This window comes from Bradyrhizobium sp. HKCCYLRH2060 (assembly GCF_051168135.1).
GTDB lineage: Bacteria > Pseudomonadota > Alphaproteobacteria > Rhizobiales > Xanthobacteraceae > Bradyrhizobium.
This window is the reverse complement of sequence record NZ_JBNPUK010000002.1, coordinates 434,705-455,012: the sequence shown is the minus strand read 5'-3', so window position 1 is coordinate 455,012 and position 20,308 is coordinate 434,705. Positions and strand designations below refer to the sequence as shown.

General features: G+C 65.6%; 19 protein-coding genes. 12 read left to right on the top strand and 7 right to left on the bottom strand.

The window, feature by feature from the left end:
- Positions 1–30: 30 nt before the first annotated feature.
- A complete protein-coding gene (locus ACQR10_RS05910) occupies positions 31–597 on the top strand; it encodes a TfoX/Sxy family protein (RefSeq protein ID WP_315800128.1) in 567 nt (188 codons plus the stop codon).
- A gap of 31 nt (positions 598–628) precedes the next feature.
- Here the strand turns inward: ACQR10_RS05910 and ACQR10_RS05905 are convergent, their stop codons facing one another.
- A complete protein-coding gene (locus ACQR10_RS05905) occupies positions 629–1,696 on the bottom strand; it encodes a GGDEF domain-containing protein (protein ID WP_316215732.1) in 1,068 nt (355 codons plus the stop codon).
- Between the two features lie 347 nt (positions 1,697–2,043).
- Complete coding sequence (locus ACQR10_RS05900; protein WP_315800126.1) at positions 2,044–3,510, bottom strand: DEAD/DEAH box helicase; 1,467 nt, start codon at positions 3,508–3,510, stop codon at positions 2,044–2,046.
- A 479-nt stretch (positions 3,511–3,989) separates the two neighbouring features.
- Between ACQR10_RS05900 and ACQR10_RS05895 the strand changes: the two genes are divergently transcribed.
- The gene (locus tag ACQR10_RS05895) at positions 3,990–5,486 is read left to right on the top strand and encodes a caspase family protein (protein WP_410051934.1); all 1,497 of its coding nucleotides are present in this window, start codon (positions 3,990–3,992) and stop codon (positions 5,484–5,486) included.
- An 8-nt stretch (positions 5,487–5,494) separates the two neighbouring features.
- On the opposite strand, the gene ACQR10_RS05890 is transcribed toward ACQR10_RS05895, so the two are convergent.
- The 4 genes from ACQR10_RS05890 to parE all read right to left on the bottom strand — a co-directional run bounded on the left by ACQR10_RS05890 (position 5,495) and on the right by parE (position 9,753).
- Positions 5,495–6,262 (bottom strand): SDR family NAD(P)-dependent oxidoreductase, encoded by a 768-nt coding sequence (locus ACQR10_RS05890; RefSeq protein ID WP_315800124.1) that lies wholly within the window; start codon positions 6,260–6,262, stop codon positions 5,495–5,497.
- Positions 6,263–6,289: 27 nt separating this feature from the next.
- Positions 6,290–6,475 carry a hypothetical protein gene (locus ACQR10_RS05885; protein ID WP_009027935.1) on the bottom strand — a complete coding sequence of 62 codons (186 nt, stop codon included), beginning with the start codon at positions 6,473–6,475 and terminating at the stop codon, positions 6,290–6,292.
- Positions 6,476–6,677: 202 nt separating this feature from the next.
- Positions 6,678–7,451, bottom strand: a complete 774-nt coding sequence (locus tag ACQR10_RS05880; protein ID WP_315800123.1) for an outer membrane protein — start codon at positions 7,449–7,451, stop codon at positions 6,678–6,680.
- 238 nt (positions 7,452–7,689) lie between these two features.
- Positions 7,690–9,753 (bottom strand): DNA topoisomerase IV subunit B, encoded by a 2,064-nt coding sequence (gene parE, locus ACQR10_RS05875; protein WP_316178910.1) that lies wholly within the window; start codon positions 9,751–9,753, stop codon positions 7,690–7,692.
- 271 nt (positions 9,754–10,024) lie between these two features.
- Here parE and ACQR10_RS05870 point away from each other — a divergent pair, with 271 nt between their 5' ends.
- The 10 genes from ACQR10_RS05870 to ACQR10_RS05825 all read left to right on the top strand — a co-directional run bounded on the left by ACQR10_RS05870 (position 10,025) and on the right by ACQR10_RS05825 (position 19,881).
- Positions 10,025–10,555 (top strand): DedA family protein, encoded by a 531-nt coding sequence (locus ACQR10_RS05870; RefSeq protein ID WP_315800121.1) that lies wholly within the window; start codon positions 10,025–10,027, stop codon positions 10,553–10,555.
- Positions 10,556–10,800: 245 nt separating this feature from the next.
- Complete coding sequence (locus ACQR10_RS05865; protein ID WP_434911887.1) at positions 10,801–11,451, top strand: FMN-binding negative transcriptional regulator; 651 nt, start codon at positions 10,801–10,803, stop codon at positions 11,449–11,451.
- Between the two features lie 10 nt (positions 11,452–11,461).
- Positions 11,462–12,454 carry an N-acetyl-gamma-glutamyl-phosphate reductase gene (gene argC / locus ACQR10_RS05860; protein ID WP_316215736.1) on the top strand — a complete coding sequence of 331 codons (993 nt, stop codon included), beginning with the start codon at positions 11,462–11,464 and terminating at the stop codon, positions 12,452–12,454.
- Positions 12,455–12,571: 117 nt separating this feature from the next.
- The gene (locus tag ACQR10_RS05855; RefSeq protein ID WP_316215737.1) at positions 12,572–13,798 is read left to right on the top strand and encodes a threonine ammonia-lyase; all 1,227 of its coding nucleotides are present in this window, start codon (positions 12,572–12,574) and stop codon (positions 13,796–13,798) included.
- A 221-nt stretch (positions 13,799–14,019) separates the two neighbouring features.
- Positions 14,020–15,279, top strand: coding sequence for an extracellular solute-binding protein (locus ACQR10_RS05850; protein ID WP_315800117.1), 1,260 nt, complete (start codon positions 14,020–14,022; stop codon positions 15,277–15,279).
- Between the two features lies 1 nt (position 15,280).
- Positions 15,281–16,219: a carbohydrate ABC transporter permease gene (locus tag ACQR10_RS05845; protein WP_316215738.1), complete on the top strand. Its 939-nt coding sequence runs from the start codon at positions 15,281–15,283 to the stop codon at positions 16,217–16,219.
- Positions 16,212–17,060 carry a carbohydrate ABC transporter permease gene (locus tag ACQR10_RS05840; RefSeq protein ID WP_315800115.1) on the top strand — a complete coding sequence of 283 codons (849 nt, stop codon included), beginning with the start codon at positions 16,212–16,214 and terminating at the stop codon, positions 17,058–17,060. Before ACQR10_RS05845 ends, ACQR10_RS05840 begins: the two co-directional genes overlap by 8 nt.
- A gap of 22 nt (positions 17,061–17,082) precedes the next feature.
- Entirely contained in the window at positions 17,083–18,180 is a 1,098-nt protein-coding gene (locus ACQR10_RS05835; protein WP_315800114.1) for a Gfo/Idh/MocA family protein, read from the top strand.
- A 10-nt stretch (positions 18,181–18,190) separates the two neighbouring features.
- The gene (locus ACQR10_RS05830) at positions 18,191–18,835 is read left to right on the top strand and encodes a ThuA domain-containing protein (RefSeq protein ID WP_315712128.1); all 645 of its coding nucleotides are present in this window, start codon (positions 18,191–18,193) and stop codon (positions 18,833–18,835) included.
- A complete protein-coding gene (locus ACQR10_RS05825) occupies positions 18,832–19,881 on the top strand; it encodes a LacI family DNA-binding transcriptional regulator (protein ID WP_315800113.1) in 1,050 nt (349 codons plus the stop codon). The genes ACQR10_RS05830 and ACQR10_RS05825 overlap by 4 nt, the downstream gene beginning before the upstream one ends.
- A 7-nt stretch (positions 19,882–19,888) precedes the next feature.
- Here the strand turns inward: ACQR10_RS05825 and ACQR10_RS05820 are convergent, their stop codons facing one another.
- Positions 19,889–20,287, bottom strand: a complete 399-nt coding sequence (locus ACQR10_RS05820) for an MAPEG family protein (RefSeq protein WP_315800112.1) — start codon at positions 20,285–20,287, stop codon at positions 19,889–19,891.
- Between the last annotated feature and the right edge of the window lie 21 nt (positions 20,288–20,308).

Genomic DNA, 20,308 nt, shown 5'->3' with positions numbered 1-20,308 from the left:
AGCAACTGGGTGTTGGCGGGAGCTGGTGCGATGGACCGCGAATTCCTGACCGATCTGTTCGCCGGCTTCGGTCCGGTCACGATCCGGCGGATGTTCTCCGGCTTCGGCATCTCTGCCGACGGCATCAACTTTGCGCTCGCGCTGCGCAGCGGTCTCTACCTGCGCGCCGATGAGGCCAGCTTTGCCAGGTTCGAGGAGGCCGGATCCAAGCCGTTCTCCTACGAGACGCGCGCGCGGACCATGACGGTGCGCTCGTATTGGCAGGTGCCGGCGCATCTGTTCGACGACACCGATGAGTTCGCGGCATGGGCGAGAGATGCGTTTGCGGCGGCGCAGAGGGCCGCCTTGAGCAAGCGAACCAGCAAGAAACGGGCTGCGCCGCGCAGCGAGGCGGTACCGGCGCGTGGTCGGAGCAAGTCCGGAGCGACCAAGACAGCAGCGAAAAAGACCAAGTCGGTCAAGACGGGGAAGGTGGCCAAGAACGTTGCCAAGAGCGTTGGCAAGGGCGCGGAAACGGCGCCCGCCGGCCGCAAGGCTCGCAGCGCGACGGCGGTGCGGGGCCGGACGTCGCGCACAGCATCATCGCGGACGCGCTGATGCTCTCGACGCTCGGCTGGCCACCTGGCCCTCAGGCAACCTGGCCGCGCGTGGCTGCCGCATATTCGGGATCGTTCTCGCACACAACCTTGTTGCGCCCGCTGCGCTTGGCGGCATAGAGGCAGGCGTCGGCGCGTTCGATCAGCGTATCCGTATCGTCACCGGCCCGCAGCAGGGACAGGCCGACCGAGATCGTCACACGTCCGAGGATCTCCCCGGTCGACTTCTTCTTCAGCTCCTTTGCCGTGACGGCGCGGCGGATGTGATCGGCCACTGTCAGTGCGTGCTGCAGCGTGGTGTTCGGCAGAACGACAGCGAACTCCTCGCCGCCGTAGCGCGCGGCGATGTCCTGGCCCTTGATGGCATGCTTCAGGGTCATCCCGACGAGCCGCAGCACCTGGTCTCCGGTGAGATGTCCGTAGGAGTCGTTGAAGGACTTGAAATGGTCGATGTCGAACATCAGCAGCGACAGCGGCTGCTGGGTCGCGAGCCCCGACTGCACCGTCGTCTCGAGCATCCGGTCGAAATATTTGCGGTTGCCGAGCCCTGTGAGCGGATCGGTCAGGCTCTCGGCCCGGATCACCTCCAGGCTGTGTTGCAGCCCGCTGATCTCGTCCTTCGACAGCGTCAGCCGCTCTTCGAGGATGCGGTTGGTTTCGCGCATCTGCTTGGTCGAATGGGCTAGCGCCTCGATGATGTCGACCAGTTGCTCGCGGCTGGTGGCCGATGCAAGCCGCAGATCGGCGCCCGCGAGGGTCGCATCGTAGCTCGCCGTCCTGCCGAGAGCATCGCTGAGCATGTTCATCAGGTCGTCGATCTCGCCGACCACGCGCGCGCCGACCTTGTCGATGCGATCCGAGGTCTTGAGATGCGCGAGGTAGGAGTCGTAGAGCTGATCCAGATCGGACTGCGACAGCTTGCCGTTGCGCGACAGCGTCTCGTTGATGATCTCGTTCAGCGGTGCGTTGTAGCCCGTCGCGTAGACGTACCAGATCTCGTAGTTGCGCGGATTGGCCGAATGGCGAAGCGTTCTGATCTGGCTGAGCGCGACTTCGGCGAAGCCTATCGTGCGTTCGTGTTCGTCAAGCGCATTGACCACCACAGGTTCTCCCCCAATCGCCCGCGTCGCCGTCGTCGTCACAGCAATGAAATAAACAATGCCGGCCAAGCTAAAGGACGTTTGTGAACCAGGGGTAAATACGGCCGTAGAGTCCCGGATATGCGCACGAGCCGTTCATCTGGGACCGGCACCGCATATGTTCAATGAGCTGCATAGGATGCTGCGGGAACTTGCTGGCGCGAGCTGGAACTATTCGCGCACGCGCGCATTCGCCGAGGGCTCGGCGATGTCGACTCCAGTCAAGTACGACGAATGCAGCAACTGATCATCGCGGACGCGACAGTCCGGGCGGCCGCATGTCGCGCAGCCCGGAATCTTGTACTCGCTCAGGGAAGCGGGGCCCGCACCGGGCGAAGCAGGAACGCCGGCAGATGTGAATGATCGGCAGGCTCGTTGTCGTGGTCGCGCCGCGGCCGCCGCGCTTCATTGCGAGGCTGTTCGTTACGCGGTTGTTCCTTGCGGGCGCTCGGCGCAGCAGGCCGGGGAGAAGCTGCCTGGGCGGCGCGCGGCGCTGCTGGCCGCGGCTCACGATCGCGCTCGCGCGGAGCTGCATCACGATCACGCGATCCCGCATCGCGCTCCCGCGCCTTGCCGCGGCTGCCGCGACGCGCGGCGTCGCGCGGACGCCGCTCACGGCTGTCCTCGTCGCCCGAGGATTCCTGCACCTCGTAGTCGCCTTCGATGGTGGGAATGCCTTGTCCGATCAGCTTCTCGATCGCGACCATCGACTTCTGGTCGGCCGGAGCCACGATCGAGATTGCAGTGCCGGTCCGTCCGGCGCGGCCGGTACGGCCGATGCGGTGAACGTAGTCGTCCGAATGATGCGGCACGTCGAAATTGAAGACGTGGCTGACTTCGGGAATGTCGAGGCCGCGTGCGGCGACGTCGGAGGCGACGAGCAATGGCAGTTCGCCCTTGCGGAATTGATCGAGCGCGGCGGTGCGGGCCGACTGGTCCATGTCGCCGTGCAGGGCGCCGACGCTGAAGCCATGCTTCTGCAGCGACTTGTGAACGATGGCGACATCACGCTTGCGGTTGCAGAAGATGATCGCGTTGTTGAGATCCTTGGCGTCCCGCAACAGCCTGCGCAGCACCTCGCGCTTCTGATGCGCCTCGCGTCCCGAGGGCACCTGCAACTGGGTCACCGTGACGGCTGTCGTCGCCGGCTTGGAGACCTCGACCTTCTGCGGATTGTGCAGGAAGGCTTCGGTGATGCGCCGGATTTCCGGCGGCATGGTCGCGGTGAAGAACAGGGTCTGGCGGGTGAAGGGAACGAGCTTGCAGATGCGTTCGATGTCGGGAATGAAGCCCATGTCGAGCATGCGGTCGGCTTCGTCGATGACCAGCAACTCGACGCCAGTGAGGAGAAGGCCGCCGCGCTCGGTATGATCGAGCAGCCGGCCCGGCGTGGCGATCAGCACGTCGACCCCGCGGGTCAGCTTGGCGTCCTGGTCGCCGAAGGAGACGCCGCCGATCAGCAGGGCGACATTGAGCTTCTGTCCGGCGCCGTAGCGATCGAAGTTCTCTTTGACCTGGGCCGCCAGCTCGCGGGTCGGCTCCAGGATCAGGGTGCGCGGCATTCGCGCGCGGGCGCGGCCCTTTTCGAGGATCGTGAGCATCGGCAGGACGAAAGCGGCGGTCTTGCCGGTACCGGTCTGGGCGATGCCGAGCACGTCGCGGCGCGCCAGCACATGAGGAATCGCCTGTTCCTGAATGGGGGTCGGGTTGGTGTAGCCGGTGGCCGCAACTGCAGCCAACACCTTGTCGGACAAGCCGAGATTGGAAAAAGACATCGAGCCTCTATGTCACGCGCCGATAGGCGACGGGGCCTCTATTCGACGCCGCCGTTAGGAATCGAGGGTAAAAGGCTGTGGTCGCGCTCAACCCCGAAACGGCATGCTCTAAGGAAGCTGGGGGTTTTCTGACTAGCGCCGGCCCGCGGTCAATTTCTCAGGAATCGGATGCGATCCGGCCGCGCTGCTGCGGAAGATAGGGGCGAATCCTGCAAAGTCAATGGAAGAGGGGGGCGAAGTACCGAAAAAGCTTAATGTTTTTGCATTATTTGCAGGCAACCTGTCGTCGAGCTGTCGCATTCGGGTGCTCCGAAGCACTGGCGGCCGGTCGCGGAAAGCGCTCCGGTCGAATTGTCGACGGAATTGCGGCGTGTGTTCGGCAGGGGGAGCAGCCGCGTGTGCCCCGGGGATGAACCGGTGGCGGCGTGCCGTCGACTATCCGAGGGCGGCAGCCCACGCGATGAGTGCAGGGACGGACGATGAGATCGATGCGGATGTGGCTGGCGTGCGGGCTGGCGATGCTGGCGGTGGTTCTGGCGCCGGCCGCGCATGCCGAGAAGCGCGTCGCGCTCGTGATCGGCAATAACGACTACCGGTTCGTGCCGAAGCTGCAGAAGGCCGTCAACGACGCGCGGACGATGGGCGACACGCTGAAGCAGCTCGGCTTCAACGTCATGGTCGCGGAGAATCTCAATCGCCAGCAGTTCAGCCAGACGCTGCTGGCGTTCGACAACGCCGTCGAGCCGGGCGACACCGCGTTCTTCTTCTATGCCGGTCATGGCTTCGAGATCGCGGGCCAGAACTTCCTGTTGCCGACCGACGTGCCCGCGGCCACCGAAGGCCAGGAAGAGCTGGTGCGCGACGCCTCGATCCTCGCGGACCGCGTCATCGAGCGGCTGCAGAACAAGAAGGCGCGCACCTCGATCCTGGTGTTCGATGCCTGCCGCAACAATCCGTTCGAGCGCTCGGGCACGCGCGCGGTGGCGGGCGGGGGCGGCCTGGCGCCGATGACGCAGTTGCCCGAAGGCGTATTCTCGGTGTTCTCGGCCGGCCCACGCCAGACCGCGCTCGACCGTCTCTCCAACGATGACGCCAATCCGAACTCGGTGTTCACGCGCACCTTCGCCAAGGAGCTGACGCAGCCCGGCGTCAATCTGGTGCAGGTCGCGCAGCGCACCCGCCGCGTGGTCAGCGAACTCGCCGAGACCGTGCGGCACAAGCAGATCCCGGTCTATTTCGACCAGATGGTCGACGATGTCTTTCTCAACGGCATGGCGAAGGGGCCGGCTGCGGCCGACAAGCCGGCCGAGCCGCAGCAGAAGCTTGCGGCGCTGCCTCCCGTCTCCGCGCCGCGCATTCCGCCGGCGAACGAGAGCCTGAACGCACCGATCGCGATGTTCTCGCGCCACAATGGCGGCTGGACCGTCACGTTCTCGATCGCCGATCCGACGCTCGGCATTTCCTGGCGCATGGGCGAGGCGGGGGAGTTTCGCGAGACCGGCTTCATGGACGTGCTCGATCCGCGCACGCGCAAGCGCATGCCCAATCCCTCGATCCAGCTGCCGGCGGATGCGCCCGCGGGCACCATCCAGGTCCGCTATGTCGATGCATCCGGCGAGATGCAGGGACCGTTCCCGATCCGCTTCGAGCCGGAGGCCGCGCTGGTGCACGACCAGCGCAAGATCCTCGACATGACCGCGACGAGCTGGCTGTCGTTCCGCGAGTTCAACGGCCTCCTGGTCTACTACACGCACCTGATGTCGTATCGCTGCGCCATCCGCGAGGTCCGCATCGGCATCGACACGGCGGTGCCGGACAAGGTCCTCAACATGCCCGGCTGCGACATGCGCGATCCCATTGCGATTCCCTCCAACGCCACGCCCTATTTGAAGCTGCCGCTGGCGACGAAGTTCGTCTCGGTGGAGTTGACCTATCGCGACGGCAGCGTCTCCGAGATCAAGAGCTTTCGACGCTGAGGCGTCGGCTACGCCATGATCGAATAGCCACCATCGACGGGAATCGCGGTACCGGTGACGAAGTCGGAGGCCGGCGAGCTCAGGAACGTCGCGATGCCGGCGAAGTCGTCGATGTCGCCCCACCGTGCCGCGGGCGTGCGCGCCAGCACGCGGTCGTGCAGGCCGTCGATCTGGCTACGCGCCGCGCGCGTCAGGTCGGTGTCGATCCAGCCGGGCAGAATCGCGTTGACCTGGATGTTGTCGGGCGCCCAGGCGCAGGCACAGGCGCGCGTGTACTGCACGATGCCGCCTTTGCTGGCCGCGTAGGCCGGCGCGAAGCTGGCGCCGAAGATCGACAGCATCGAGCCGATGTTGATGATTTTGCCGCCGCCGCTCGCCTTGAGGGCCGGGTAGGCGGCCTTCGAGCACAGGAACGCGCTGGTGAGATTGGTGTCGATCACCTGCTGCCACTCCTCCAGCTCGAGCACGTGCGGCGGCTTGCGAATGCTCATGCCGGCATTGTTGATGAGGATGTCGATACGACCGAGCTCGCTGGCCACGCGCGCGACCATGGCGGCGACGTCGTCCTTGTCGCTGACGTCGGCTGTGACGGCGATGGCACGGCCGCCGCGACCGGCGAGATCAGCCACCGCCGCCTGTGACTTGGCTTCGTTGCGGCCGACCACGGCAATGTCGGCGCCGGCATCGGCAAGCCCGCGCGCCATCCCCAGGCCGATTCCGCCGTTGCCTCCTGTCACGATCGCAACCTTGCCACTCAGGTCGAAGCGGCCCGCCATGTCGTGTCTCCATGTTGTTGTCAGACGTCAGCAGGTGCCCTGCCAGATCATCACCAGGCCGAGTGCACCCATGCCGACGCCGTAGCCGGCCCATTGCAGCTGGTTGATCATGAAGCTCGTCCGCGGCCATGCCACCACCCCGGTGCCCTGGCCGACCCAGAGCAGGCCGACGGCGAGCAGAAGCAGGCCGCCGATCATCAGGAATCTCCGCATGGCCACTTCCTCCCTCATCGACCGCGTCACAGCATCGGAGACGCTGCTGCCGTCTTTTTTGTGATGTTTTATGAGGAGGAGGCTAGCGGCCGCTGCGGCAGATGACCAGCGGCTCCAGCCGCCAATATCGGAGGCAAAAACAAAAAGCCCCGGATCAACCGGGGCTTTTCGCAGAAAAATCGAAAGACCGCGTGCGGTCCGCTCAGTACTTGACGGCCGGGCCGGTCCAGTTGAAGCGGTAAACCAGCGAGGTGCTGATGGTCTGCACCCACGGCTTGAAGCTGACCGAGTCGGTCGTCGCGAGGTTGCCGACGTCGGTACGGACCGCGATGTCCTTGCGGTCGTAGTAGGCGGCGCGATATTCGGTCTTCATGAACCAGCCCGGCGCCGAGATACCGAAGATGTTCAGGTTGTTCTCGACGCCGCCACCGACGAACCAGCCGTTGCGGTTGAACGAGTCGGTGTGGAAGCCGGACGCCGCGCCCGTGAGGGTGGTCAGGCCAGTGCCCGACCAGTGCGAACCGGAGTAGCCGGCGTTGACGTAGGACAGCACGTTCGGCGCAACCAAGTAGCCGACGCGGGCGCCCGCGGCCCAGGCGGTTTCCATCTTGATGCGGCCGGTCAGGGCAGCGAACTGATCCTGCAGGGTGCCGCGCAGGCTGCCGAACTGGCCGTCAGCGAACAGGCCGAAAACCCAGGTCGGGTTGACCTGCCAGTCATAGCCCGCGCCGACCGTGCCGAGGAAGCCGTCGCCGCCGACGCGCTGATCAATCGTCACCGGCACGCCGTTGAAGTTGGTGTGCGAATCGGCATCCCAGAGGCCGCCGCCAGCGCCACCGAAGATGTAGAAACCGGTCCAGCTCGGCGCCACCGGCATCATCGGAGCCTTCACATAGGGGCGAGCCGCCAGATCAGCAGCCGAGGCGGCACCCGTGATCGCAACCAGCGCAGTGGCAGCAAGCAAAAGCTTTTTCATATTCAATTCCCCAAGATCGTCGTGTCGCAGGTGCCGGGTTGCGGCGGCGATTCCCTCGCCAGATGTGCCCGAACTATAGCCGATTGGTGCCCAAAAGCTGTTGCAGGTTGAGCACACCGGAGGGGAAAGTGCGCTGCGGGATGCGCGCGGCCCCCGTAAGTCTCTGATCAAACTAGGTGATTGCAGGCTCGCGCGAGCGAATGGAACCTGCAATCGAGGCGTGAAATCGGGTCAAAAGCTAGACGTCGAGCAGCTCGTCGCTGGCGAATTCGGCCTTTTCCGAAATGAAGGCGAAGCGGGCCTCTGCCTTGGTCCCCATCAGCCGCTCGACCGAGTCGGCGGTGCCGTCGCGATCCTCGGCCAGCAGAACCACGCGCAGCAGGGTGCGCTTGGCCGGATCCATGGTGGTTTCCTTGAGCTGGGCCGGCATCATCTCGCCGAGACCTTTGAAGCGGCCGATCTCGACTTTGGCGTTGGCATTGAACTCGCGCTTCAGGAGTTCGTCCCGATGGGCATCGTCGCGCGCGTAGAACGTCTTGCTGCCATGGGTCAGCCGGTAGAGCGGCGGCACGGCGAGGTAGAGGTGGCCCTCGTCGATCAGCGGTCGCATCTGCCGGTAGAAGAAGGTGATCAGCAGCGAGGCGATGTGGGCGCCGTCGACGTCGGCATCGGTCATGATGATGATGCGCTGGTAGCGCAGATCCTCTTCGCGATACGACGTGCCGGTGCCGGCGCCGATCGCCATCACGAGATCGGCGAGCTGGGCATTCGCCGTCAGCTTGTCCTTGCCGGCGGAGGCCACGTTGAGGATCTTGCCGCGCAGCGGCAGCACCGCCTGCTTCTTGCGGTCGCGCGCCTGCTTGGCGCTGCCGCCGGCCGAATCGCCCTCGACGATGAACAGCTCGGAGCCCTCGGTGCCGGCATCGGTGCAATCGGCAAGCTTGCCCGGCAGGCGCAGCTTCTTGGTCGCGGTCTTGCGCGCCGTCTCCTTCTCCTGGCGACGGCGGATGCGCTCCTCGGCGCGCTCGATGACGAAATCGAGCAGCCGGTTGGCCTGCACCGGATTGCCCGACAGCCAGTGATCGAACGGATCCTTGACGGCTTGCTCGACGATGCGCTGGGCCTCGGCGGTCGCGAGGCGATCCTTGGTCTGGCCCTGGAATTCGGGCTCGCGCACGAACACCGAGAGCATGATGGCGGCGCCCGCCATGATGTCCTCGGAGGTGATGTTGGCCGAGCGCTTGCCTTGGCCGACGCGCTCGGCGTGGTCCTTCAGGCCGCGCAGCAGCGCGCTGCGGATGCCGGATTCGTGCGTGCCGCCGTCGGGCGTCGGAATCGTGTTGCAGTAGGACGACAGGAAGCCGTCGGCATCAGCGGTCCAGGCGACCGCCCATTCGCAGCCGCCATGGCCGCCGGTGCGGCCCGACTTGCCGGCGAAGATATCCGGATGGACCAGCGTGTCGGCATGGATCGCTGCGGCCAGATAGTCCTTCAGGCCGCCGGGGAAGTGGAACGTCGCCTCGGGCTGGACGTCCTCGATGCCCTTCAGCAGCGACGGATCGCATTTCCAGCGGATCTCGACGCCGCCGAACAGATAGGCTTTCGAGCGCGCCATCTTGAACAGGCGCTGCGGCTTGAACGTCGCCTTGGCGCCGAAGATGGTCGGGTCGGGCTGGAAACGCACCCGTGTGCCGCGCCGGTTGGCGACCTTGCCGACCTCCTCGAGCTTGCCCTTCGGGTGGCCGCGCTCGAAGATCATGCGGTAGAGCTTCTGGTTGCGTGCGACCTCGACCTCGAGCCGGGTCGACAGCGCGTTCACCACGGAGATGCCGACGCCGTGCAGACCGCCCGAGGTCTCGTAGACCTTGGAGTCGAACTTTCCGCCCGCGTGCAGGGTGCACATGATGATCTCGAGCGCCGACTTCTTGGGAAACTTCGGATGTGGATCGATCGGAATGCCGCGGCCGTTGTCGGTCACGGTGAGGAAGCCTTCGGCATCGAGCTCGACCTCGATGAAGGTGGCGTGGCCGGCCAGCGCCTCGTCCATCGAGTTGTCGATGACCTCGGCGAACAGGTGGTGCAGCGCCTTTTCGTCGGTGCCGCCGATATACATGCCGGGGCGGCGCCGCACCGGCTCCAGGCCCTCGAGGACCTCGATGTCACGGGCGGTGTAATCGCCCTCGGCGCTGCCTGCGCGGGCGGCTGGCTTGGCCGGAGCCTTGCCCTTGGCGGCGAACGCCGCCAACGGGTCCGTGACGCCCTTGGCCTTGGCTTTTGCAGCTGATTTCAACGGTTTACCCATGGAATTGGATGTTGCGTGTGCGCAAGATGGAACGAATCGTTGGGCCTGACTATGCCATGGACCGGCATAAAACAATGACCCCGGGAAACAACGACGTTCACCAGCCCGCCACGTTTTGGCCGGTTCCGATCGCCGGATCGCCGCTGTTCACGCGGTTCAGCCGGTTGTTGTGACTTGAAGTGGGCGGGTTCGGTGGCGTACCAGTCTGCGCCATGGAACCGCGAAGGCCTTCAAGCACTTAAGCGCCGCGGAGCAGAAAGGCGTCGAGCAGATGGAAGATTTTGGCCGCGCGGTTGCCGACTTCGTGCGCGACCATCAGGCCTGGGCTGCTCCGATCGTCCTGCTGCTTGCCTTTGGCGAGTCCCTGGCCTTCGTCTCGCTCCTGATTCCCGCCTGGGGCGCCCTGGTCGCGATCGGCGCCCTGATCGGCGCCACCGGGATCAGCTTCTGGCCGATATGGCTGGCCGGTGGAATCGGCGCCGCGCTCGGCGACTGGGTCTCCTACTGGTTCGGCTACCGCTACAAGGACCGCGTCGCCCAGATGTGGCCGCTGTCGCGATACCCGGAGCTGCTGCCGCGCGGCGAGGCCTTCGTGCGCGATTGGGGCGTGCCGAGCATCTTCATCGGCCGGTTCTTCGGCCCGTTGCGCGCGTCGGTGCCGCTGGCGGCGGGCATTTTCGAGATGCCCTACATGGTGTTCCAGATCGCCAACTTCGTGTCGGCGCTGGTGTGGTCGGCGGTGCTGCTGTTGTTCGGCGACATCATCGGGCGCACCATGGAATGGCTGTGGCATGCGGTCTGACGCCAGCCCCGAACGGGCCGGGCCGACGTGCGAGCTTGACGCAGGAACCCTGCGGCCCTATAGGCCTGCCCCCATGATCAACGCAGCGACCAACATGATCGCCGAAATGCGCCGTCGTACCTCCGCGGTACGGGCGATGATCTGCGTCTAGATCACAGCCCCTGCCGCCGGATCCGTCCCGCGGCAAACTTTCTCCTTGCAGCGCGATCGATCAGGCGGCTCCTTCGTCCAGCAGGAGTTTTCCGATGTACACGCCACCGCCCTTCAAGCCCGATCGCGCCGCGAGCCTCGGCTTTGCGGAGGCGCGCGGCTTCGGCACGGTCTGCGCGTGGGACGGCACTAGGCCGATTGCGTCCTCCGTGCCGTTTCACCTGGGGGCGCTGAACGACGGCACGCCGCAGGCGTTCTTCCACGTCGCCCGCGGCAATCCGCTGGCGAAGCTCGCCGACGGCGCGACGCCGTGGCTGCTCGCCGTCAATGGCGCCGATTCCTATGTGTCGGCCGACTGGTACGTCTCGCCCGATCAGGTGCCGACCTGGCTCTATCAGGCGGTGCATCTGACCGGTCCGGCGCGCATCCTGTCGGAGGCGGAGCTTGCAGAGCAGGTGGATGCGGTCAGCGCCAAGTTCGAGCAATGGCTGTTGCCGAAGGCGCCGTGGACCTCGGGCAAGATGAGCGCTGGCCGGCTCGAGGCGATGCGCAAGGCGATCGTCGGCATCGTGATGACGATCGACGAGGTCGAGGGCAGCTTCAAGCTCAACCAGCATAAGTCGGAAGCCGATTATGCGGCGGTCGCGACCCGGCTCGGCGAGCGGCCCGACATCGGCTCGCAACAGATATCGTCTCTCATGCGGCAGGCGCGGCCCCAGGCCTTTGCCGGCGAAACCCAGACCTAAGGAGCGTGCCATGACCGTGATCGACAGCAATTTGCCGAAAGCTCACATCACCTCCGGGACTGCGACACGCGCCGTGTTCGTCGACGGCGGCTCGGGCACGACCGGCCTGGGAATCGCCGAGCGGCTCCGGCACCAGCCGGATATCGTCGTGAAGACGATCGCCGAGGACAAGCGCAAGGATCCGGCAGCCAAGCGGGCGCTGATGGCCGAGGTCGATCTCGTCATCCTTTGCCTGCCCGATGACGCCGCCAAGGAGACGGTGGCGCTGATCGACGGCATGGGCAGCTCTGCGCCGAAGGTGCTGGACGCGTCGACCGCCTATCGCGTCGCGCCGGACTGGGCCTATGGCTTTCCCGAGCTCGCCGCCGATCAGGCCGACAAGATCCGCAATGCACGCAAGGTCTCCAACCCCGGCTGCTATCCCACCGGTGGCATCGCGCTGTTGCGGCCATTGGTCGATGCCGGCCTGCTGCCGCAGGACTATCCGGTGACGGTGAATGCCGTCAGCGGCTATTCCGGCGGCGGCAAGACCATGATCGCGGCCTTCGAGAACGGCACCGCACCGAGCTTCGAGCTGTACGGCCTCGGCCTCGAGCACAAGCATCTGCCCGAATTGCAGCTCTATTCGCGGCTGACCCGGCGGCCGATCTTCATTCCCTCGGTCGGCAACTACCGGCAGGGCATGCTGGTCTCCGTGCCGCTGCAGCTCGACACCCTGCCGGGCAGGCCGTCGGGCTCGGACCTGCAGGCGGCCCTGGCGAAGCACTATGCCGGCAGCCAATACGTCTCGGTGATGCCGCTCGACGGCGCGGCGGCCAAGAGCGGCCGGCTCGAGCCGGAGGCGCTGAACGAGACCAACGAGCTCGAGCTCTACGTCTTCGCCAGCGACAAGCATCATCAGGCGGTGCTGGTGGCGCGGCTCGACAATCTCGGCAAGGGCGCATCGGGCGCGGCCGTGCAGAACATGCGGCTGATGCTCGGACTGCCCGATCTCGTGAGCTGAGATCGATCTGGATCATCCGGTCGCGGAAGCGCCGGGCACGATCGGCAACATCATGCGACGGCCTGCGTTCCGCCGGCCGCGCTGTGCAATGACGCACGCTGAGGAATGGGCAGACCCATGACCGCCACCGATTTGAACGCGCTGCCCGTCACCGTCAACGACGTGCGCGCCGCCGCGGAAACCATCGGCGGTGCCGTGCTCGCGACGGCCTGCAACCAGAGCAGGACGCTCGGCGAGATCTGCGGCTGCAACGTCTGGCTCAAATTCGAGAACCTGCAGTTCACCTCCTCGTTCAAGGAGCGCGGCGCGCTGAACCGGCTGAATGCGCTGTCCGCCGGGCAGCGCGAACGCGGCGTGATCGCGATGTCGGCCGGCAACCACGCGCAGGGCGTCGCCTACAATGCGCGGCGTCTCGGCATTCCCGCGACCATCGTGATGCCGGTGGGCACGCCGATGGTGAAGGTGGAGAACACCAAGCGGCACGGCGCCGAGGTCGTGATTTCCGGCGCCACCCTGGAAGAGGCGGGGGCATTTGCCAGGGAGCACGGTGCGGCCAAGGGCATGACCATGATCCACCCGTACGACGATCCGCTGATCATCGCCGGGCAGGGCACGGTGGCGCTGGAGATGCTCGCGGTGGTCCCCGAGCTCGATACGCTCGTGGTGCCGATCGGGGGCGGCGGGCTGATCTCTGGCATGGCGGTCGCGGCGCGCGCCATCAAGCCGGGCCTGCGCATCGTCGGCGTGCAGGCCGAACTCTATCCCTCCATGTACAACGCCGTCCGCAACAGCCAGCTGCCGATGCGCGGTGATACGCTGGCCGAGGGCATCGCGGTGAAGTCGCCGGGCCGGATCACGACCGAGATCATCCGACAGCTCGTCGATGACATATTGCTGGTCACCGAGCCGCAGATCGAGCGTGCACTGGCGACCTTGATCTCGATCGAGAAGACAGTGGTCGAAGGCGCCGGCGCCGTCGGTCTCGCCGCCGTGCTCGCGCATCCTGCGCAGTTTGCCGGACGCAATGTCGGCCTGGTGCTGAGCGGCGGCAACATCGATACCCGGTTGATCGCCTCGGTCCTGACCCGCGAGCTGGCGCGTGAGGGGCGGCTGACGCAGTTGTCGATCGACATCGTCGACCGCCCGGGACAGCTCGCGGCCGTCTCCACCCTGCTTGCGGATGCGGGCGCCAACATCATCGAGGTCTCGCACCAGCGCACCTTCTCGGACCTGCCGGCGAAGGCGACCCTGCTGGAGCTGGTGATCGAGACGCGCGACCAGGCCCACCTCAAGGACGTGATGGCAAAACTCGTCGCCGCCGATTTCAAGGCACGGTGCACCTGAGCGTCATACGGTCCACGGCATATTCTCTTGCGCAGCCGGCGCCAGCTCGCGCCGGTCGGTCCCCGCCTTCCCAGCTCAGCTAGCCGTCTCTCCCGCCTGCAATACGTATCGCAAACGCGAACACCTCATCCTTGAGGTTCTCACTGTCAGAATTTCAGTTGCGCACCTCAGAAAATGAGGACAGGATTACCGCAGCAAAGAAGACGGTTGGGAGGATTCCGATGGGACTGCTCGCGAAGCTGGGACTCGCCGCTGCCGCATGCCTGCTTGGTGCGACCGCCGCAAGCGCCGACACCACGGTGAAATGGCTGCATATCGAGGTCAATCCGGCCCAGGTGAAGATCTGGGAGGAGGTGGCCCGCGCCTACGAGGCGTCGCATCCCGGCACCAAGATCGAGATGCAGTTCCTCGAGAACGAGGCCTACAAGGCCAAGCTGCCGACCATCCTGCAATCCAAGGACCGGCCGAACATCATCTACAGCTGGGCCGGCGGCGTGCTGAAGGCGCAGATCGAGGCCGGCGTCCTCGAGGACATCACCGACCAGGTGAAGGGTTACAGCGACAGCGTGACGCCGGCAGCGCTCGCGGCCTTCACCGACAACGGCCATGTCTACGGCCTGCCGATCTCGCTGTCGCAGGTCGGCTTCGTCTGCAACAAGGAGCTGATGGCCAAGGCGAAGGTCGATCCGGCTGCCATCAAGAGCTGGGATGATCTGCTGGCGGCCGTGAAGGCGTTGAAGGCCGCGGGCGTGACCCCGATCGTCGTCGGCGGCGCCGACAAATGGCCGCTGCATTTCTACTGGACGCATCTGGCGGTGCGCATCGGCGGCAAGCCGGCATTCGACGCGGCGTTGCGCGGCGAGAATGGCGGCTTTGCTGGCGACACCTTCGTCAAGTCCGGCGAGCTGTTCAAGCAGCTCGTCGATCTCCAGCCGTTCCAGAACGGCTTTCTTGGCTTCAAGAATCCGCAGGCCGTCGGCTATTTCGGCGACGGCAAGGCGGCCATGACGCTCGCGATCAGCTCCGTCTACAACCTGCAGCGGGCGCTCGCCGCCGACAAGGTGGGCCTCAGCGAAGACAAGATCTGCTGGTTCGATTTTCCGGTCGTGCAAGGCGGCAAGGGCGCGCCGACGGATACGCTCGGCGGCATCACCGGCTGGCTGGTCACCAAGGGCTCGCCCAAGGAAGCTGTCGATTTCCTGAAGTACTTCATCTCCAAGGACGTCCAGACCCGGCTGGCGGCAGGGAATTTCATCATCCCGGTGGTGCAGGGCGCCGACGCCGGCCTCAACAATTCCTTCATGAAGCTGATCGCGTCCAATCTGGCAAAATCGAACTATCACCAGAACTTCTATGACCAGAGCCTGGGTCCCTCCGTCGGCCGTGTCGTCAATGACGTCTCCGCGGAGATTGCCGGCGGCAGCATGACCCCGCAGGACGCCGCCCAGGCGATCGAGGCGGCGCGGAAGCAGGGCAACTGACGTGGCGCGGCCGATCGCGGGCTCGCCGGCGATGGTGTCGCCGGCATCGCTCTCCGCGCGCGCGGTGCGCGGCCCGAGCTGGGACGGCCGCTTCACCGTCCTGGTCCTGTTCCTGCCGCCGGCGCTGCTGCTGTTCACGCTGTTCGTGGTGCTGCCGATCGGCGAGGCCGCCTGGTACTCCGGCTTCAACTGGAACGGATTCGGACGGCCGACCCATTGGATCGGCTTCGACAACTACCGCTTCGTGCTGGAGACGCGCGCCTTCTGGCTCGCGCTGCGCAACAACGGCCTGATCATTGCGGTCTCGCTCTGCGTCCAGCTGCCGCTGGCGTTGACACTGGCCCTGATGCTCGCGGAGCGGTTTCGCGGCGCGGTCGCGCTGCGCATGCTGTTCTTCATGCCCTATATCCTCGCCGAGATCGCGACCGGGCTGATCTTCAGCTTCGTCTATGACGGCGATTACGGCCTGGTCGCGTCGATCTGGCGCAGCTTCGGCGCCGAGCCGCCGCATCTGCTGGCCTCGACCGACACGGCGATGCTGGCGGTGCTGATCGTGATCGTCTGGAAGTATTTCGGCTTCCACATGATGCTGTTCATCGCGGCGCTGCAAAGCATCGACAAGAGCCTGATCGAGGCGGCACGGATCGACGGAGCCACCCGGACGAAGAGCCTGCGCCATGTCGTCATCCCCTTGCTCTATCCGACGATCCGGCTGTCGGTGTTCTTCGCCATCGTCGGCTCGCTGCAGCTGTTCGATCTCGTGATGCCGCTGACCCGCGGTGGCCCCGCCGACTCCTCGAACACGATGGTGAGCTTCCTCTACAACAACGGCATCTCCCGCATGCGGGTCGGCTATGGCAGCGCCATCGGTGTCATCCTGTTCGTGATCTGTGTGACATTTGCCTTCACCTACAAGCGATGGTTCATGCGCGATGAATAGTGCCGAGACGAGCCAAGCGCCGTTCGATCCCGCCGTGCTGTTCAAGGCGGTGTTCCTCGCGATCGTCGCCATCTTCGTGCTGGTGCCGCTGCTCGCGACGCTGCTGGGCGGCTTCAAGTCGCTCGGGGAACTGCGCGTCAATCCGTTTGGCCTGCCGCAGCGCTGGGAGTGGCAGAATTATGCCGACATCCTGTTCTCCGGGCGCTACTGGCAGCTGCTGCGCAACTCGCTGATCATCTCCACGCTGACGGTGGTCCTGACTCTCATCGTCGCGTCGATGGCGGCCTTCACCTTTGCTCATGTCCGATTCTACGGCAGCTCGATGCTGTTGAGCTATCTGACGCTCGGCCTGCTGTTTCCGGCGGCGACCGCGGTGTTGCCGCTGTTCATCAAGGTGCGCGATCTCGGGCTGCTGGACACCTATTTCGGCGTCGCGCTGCCGCAGGTCGCCTTCAGCCTTGCGATGAGCGTGCTGCTGCTGCGCCGCTTCTTCAAGGACATCCCCTACGAGCTGCTCGAGGCCGCGCTGGTCGACGGCTGCAGCTACGTCAAATTCTTCCGCTATGTGACGCTGCCATTGTCGCGCCCGATCCTGGCGACCGTGGGCACCATCACTTTCGTGAACAGCTGGAACGCCTATCTGTTGCCGCTCGTGATGCTCAACACCGACGCGCTGTATCCCTGGCCGCTCGGCATCATGGTCTATCAGGGCGAATATTCCTCCGAGTGGCACCTGATCCTCGCCTTCATCACCCTGACCATCCTGCCCACGATCGTCCTTTTCCTCCTGGCGCAGAAGCACATCGTTGCCGGCTTGACATCGGGCGCGGTCAAGGGATGAACGAGACCTCACGGAGACCTCAATGAGAAAAGTCGGCATCGGCATCATCGGCTGCGGCAACATCAGCACGGCGTATCTGAAGGCCGCGCAGCGCTTTCCCGTTCTGGACATCAAGGCGCTCGCCGACATGCGCAGCGACGCCGCCGAGCGGCAGGGCGCGGCCTTCGGCCTGCCGGCGATGCGGGTCGATCAATTGCTGAAGCGCGATGACGTCGAGATCGTCATCAATCTCACCGTGCCGCTCGCCCATACCGACGTCAGTCTCGCCGTGCTGAACGCCGGCAAGCACGTGCATTCCGAGAAGCCGCTGGGCATCGACGTCGCCGAGGCCCGCAAGGTGATCGAGCTTGCCGCGCAGAAGAATCTCCGCGTCGGCTGCGCGCCCGACACCTTCCTGGGCGGCGGACACCAGACCGCACGCAAGCTGATCGACGACGGCGCGATCGGCACACCCGTGGCCGGTAGCGCCTTCTTCGGCTGCCCCGGCCATGAGCGCTGGCATCCCGCGCCGGGCTTCTATTATCTGCGCGGCGGCGGGCCGATGCTCGACATGGGGCCGTACTACATCACCGATCTCGTGCAACTGCTCGGCCCGGTGGCGAGCGTCATGGGCTCGACCGCGCGCCCGCGAGCGGAGCGCCTCGTCACCAGCCAGCCGATGAGCGGCACGCTGATCCCGGTCGAGGTGCAGACGCACGTCGCAGGCACGCTCGAATTCGAAAGCGGTGCGGTGGTCTCGGTCACGATGAGCTTCGACGTCCCGAAGCACCGGCACGCCCCCATCGAGATCTATGGCGACGAGGGCAGCATGCTGGTGCCGGACCCCAACCGCTTCGGCGGCGAGGTCCAGGTCGCCAGGACCGGCGGCGACTGGCAGACGATGCCGTTGACGCATGGTCACATCGACGGCGAGTTCCGCTCCATCGGCGTCGCTGACATGGCGACCGCGATCCTGAACGACCGGCCGCATCGCGCCAGCGGCGCGCTCGCGTTCCACGTGCTGGAGGTCATGGAAGCGTTCCAGACCTCCGCAAACGAAGGCCGGCGGGTCAAGATCGAGAGCCGCGTGGAGCGGCCGGCGATGTTGCCGGTTGGACGCGACACCGGACAGATCGACTGAGGACAGAGACATGCGCAAGGCAATGATTGTGTGGGGCGGCTGGCCGGGACATGACCCCGATCTCTGTGCCTCGATGATCCGCGGCTGGCTCAAGGCGGAAGGCTTCGAGGTGCGGATCGAGACCACGACGGCTGCATTCGCAGATCCTGCGATCCACGATCTGTCGCTGATCATCCCGATCTACACGATGTCCAAGATCGAGAAGGCGGAAGCGCTCAATCTCTGCGCGGCGGTGCGCAGCGGCGTTGGGCTCGCCGGCCATCATGGCGGCATGTGCGATGCCTTCCGCGATTCGGTCGACTACCAGTTCCTGTGCGGCGGGCAATGGGTCGCCCATCCCGGCAATATCATCGACTACCGGGTCGACTTGACCCGGCCGGACGATCCCATCATGAAGGGCCTGACAAGTTTCGAGCACCGTTCCGAGCAGTATTACATGCACGTCGACCCGGCCAACGAGGTGTTGGCGACCACGACCTTCACCGGAGAGCACGCCCCGTGGATCGAGGGGGTGGTGATGCCGGTGGTCTGGAAGAAGCGCTACGGCGCGGGCAGGGTGTTCTATTCCTCGCTCGGCCACCGCGCCTACGAGCTCGACGTGCCGGAGATCCGGACGTTGATGACCCGCGGCATGTTATGGGCGGCGCGCGAGTGACGGCTGACGCGAACCCGTTGCCGGTCCGGGCCACGCTGGAGGACGTCGCGCGGACGGCGGGCGTGTCGCTCGCCACCGTCGACCGCGTCATCAACCGGCGCGAGGGCGTGCGTGCCAAGACCGTTGCCCGGGTGGAGGCCGCTGTTGCCAAGCTGGGTTATCGCGCCGACGTCGCCGCGGCACGGCTCGCGCGCGGCCAGAGCTTCCGCTTTGCCTTCGTGCTGCCGACCGGTGGCAACAGCTTCATGACCGTCCTGACCGAGCAGGTCCAGCGCACGGCGGAGTGGCTGGCCGGCCAGCGCGGCTTCATCGATATCCTCCACGTCGACGTGTTCGATCCTGACGTGCTGGCCGGTGCGCTGGAGAACCTGTCGCCGGCCTATCAGGGCGTTGCGGTCATCGCGCTCGATCACCCCAGAGTGCGCGCCGCGATCGACGAGCTCACCGCGCGCGGTGTCGCGGTGGTGACCCTGGTCTCGGACGCGCCCAGCTCGCGCCGCCTGCATTATGTCGGGATCGACAATCCGGCCGCGGGGCGAACCGCCGCCACCCTGATGGGACGCTATCTCGGCGGTCGCGAGGGAACGGTCGCGGTGATCGCGGGATCTCTGTCGCTGCGCGATCATGCCGAGCGGCAGTTCGGCTTCAACCAGATCCTCTCCAGCGAATATCCGAACCTGCGGGCGCTGCCCGTGATCGAGGGCCGCGACGACAGCGAGCGCACGCGGGAGCTGACCGCGGCGCTGCTCGCGCGCCATGCGGATCTGCTCGGCATCTATTGCTGCGGCGCCGGCAATCGCGGCATCGCCGATGCCCTGGAGGCCTCAGGGCGGGCTCGCGAGGTGGTGTGGATCACGCATGAGCTGACCCAGCACACCAGGAGGTTCCTGGTCCGCGGCACGTGCGACGCCATCATCAACCAGGATCCCGGCCACGAGGCGCGCTCGGCGGCGCGCGTCCTGCTCGCGCACTGCTCGGGGGAGCCGATCAGTCCCGATCAGGAGCGCATCCGCATCGATATCTTCCTGCGGGACAATCTGCCCTAGCGGATCGCTAGAGCCAGCCGAAGATCGCGACCGCGAGCACAGCCTGTGCCGCGAAGCCGACCACGAACGCCAGCGTCCGGAACACCGGCAGGCCGATCGCGTAGACGATGACGTGAGCGACGCGCGACCAGAAATAGACGGCGCAGGCGAGCACGGTCCATTTGGTCGAGTAGTCGATCGCATTGAGGATCAGCACCAGCGGCGCGAAGATCACGAGGTTCTCGACCGCATTGTCGTGCGCGAACATCAGCCGCGTGGCCCACGGTGCGTGCGGCTTGTCGTTGCGGGAGGGATTGGCCATGGCGCCCGTGAGGCCGCGGACCTGGCAGCGGTTCAGGATGTAGGGAACCCACAGCAGGCCGGTCAGAATGACCGTGAGCGTCAGCCAGAACAGTTCGCGCGTCATCGAGATCCCCTCAACTGATTC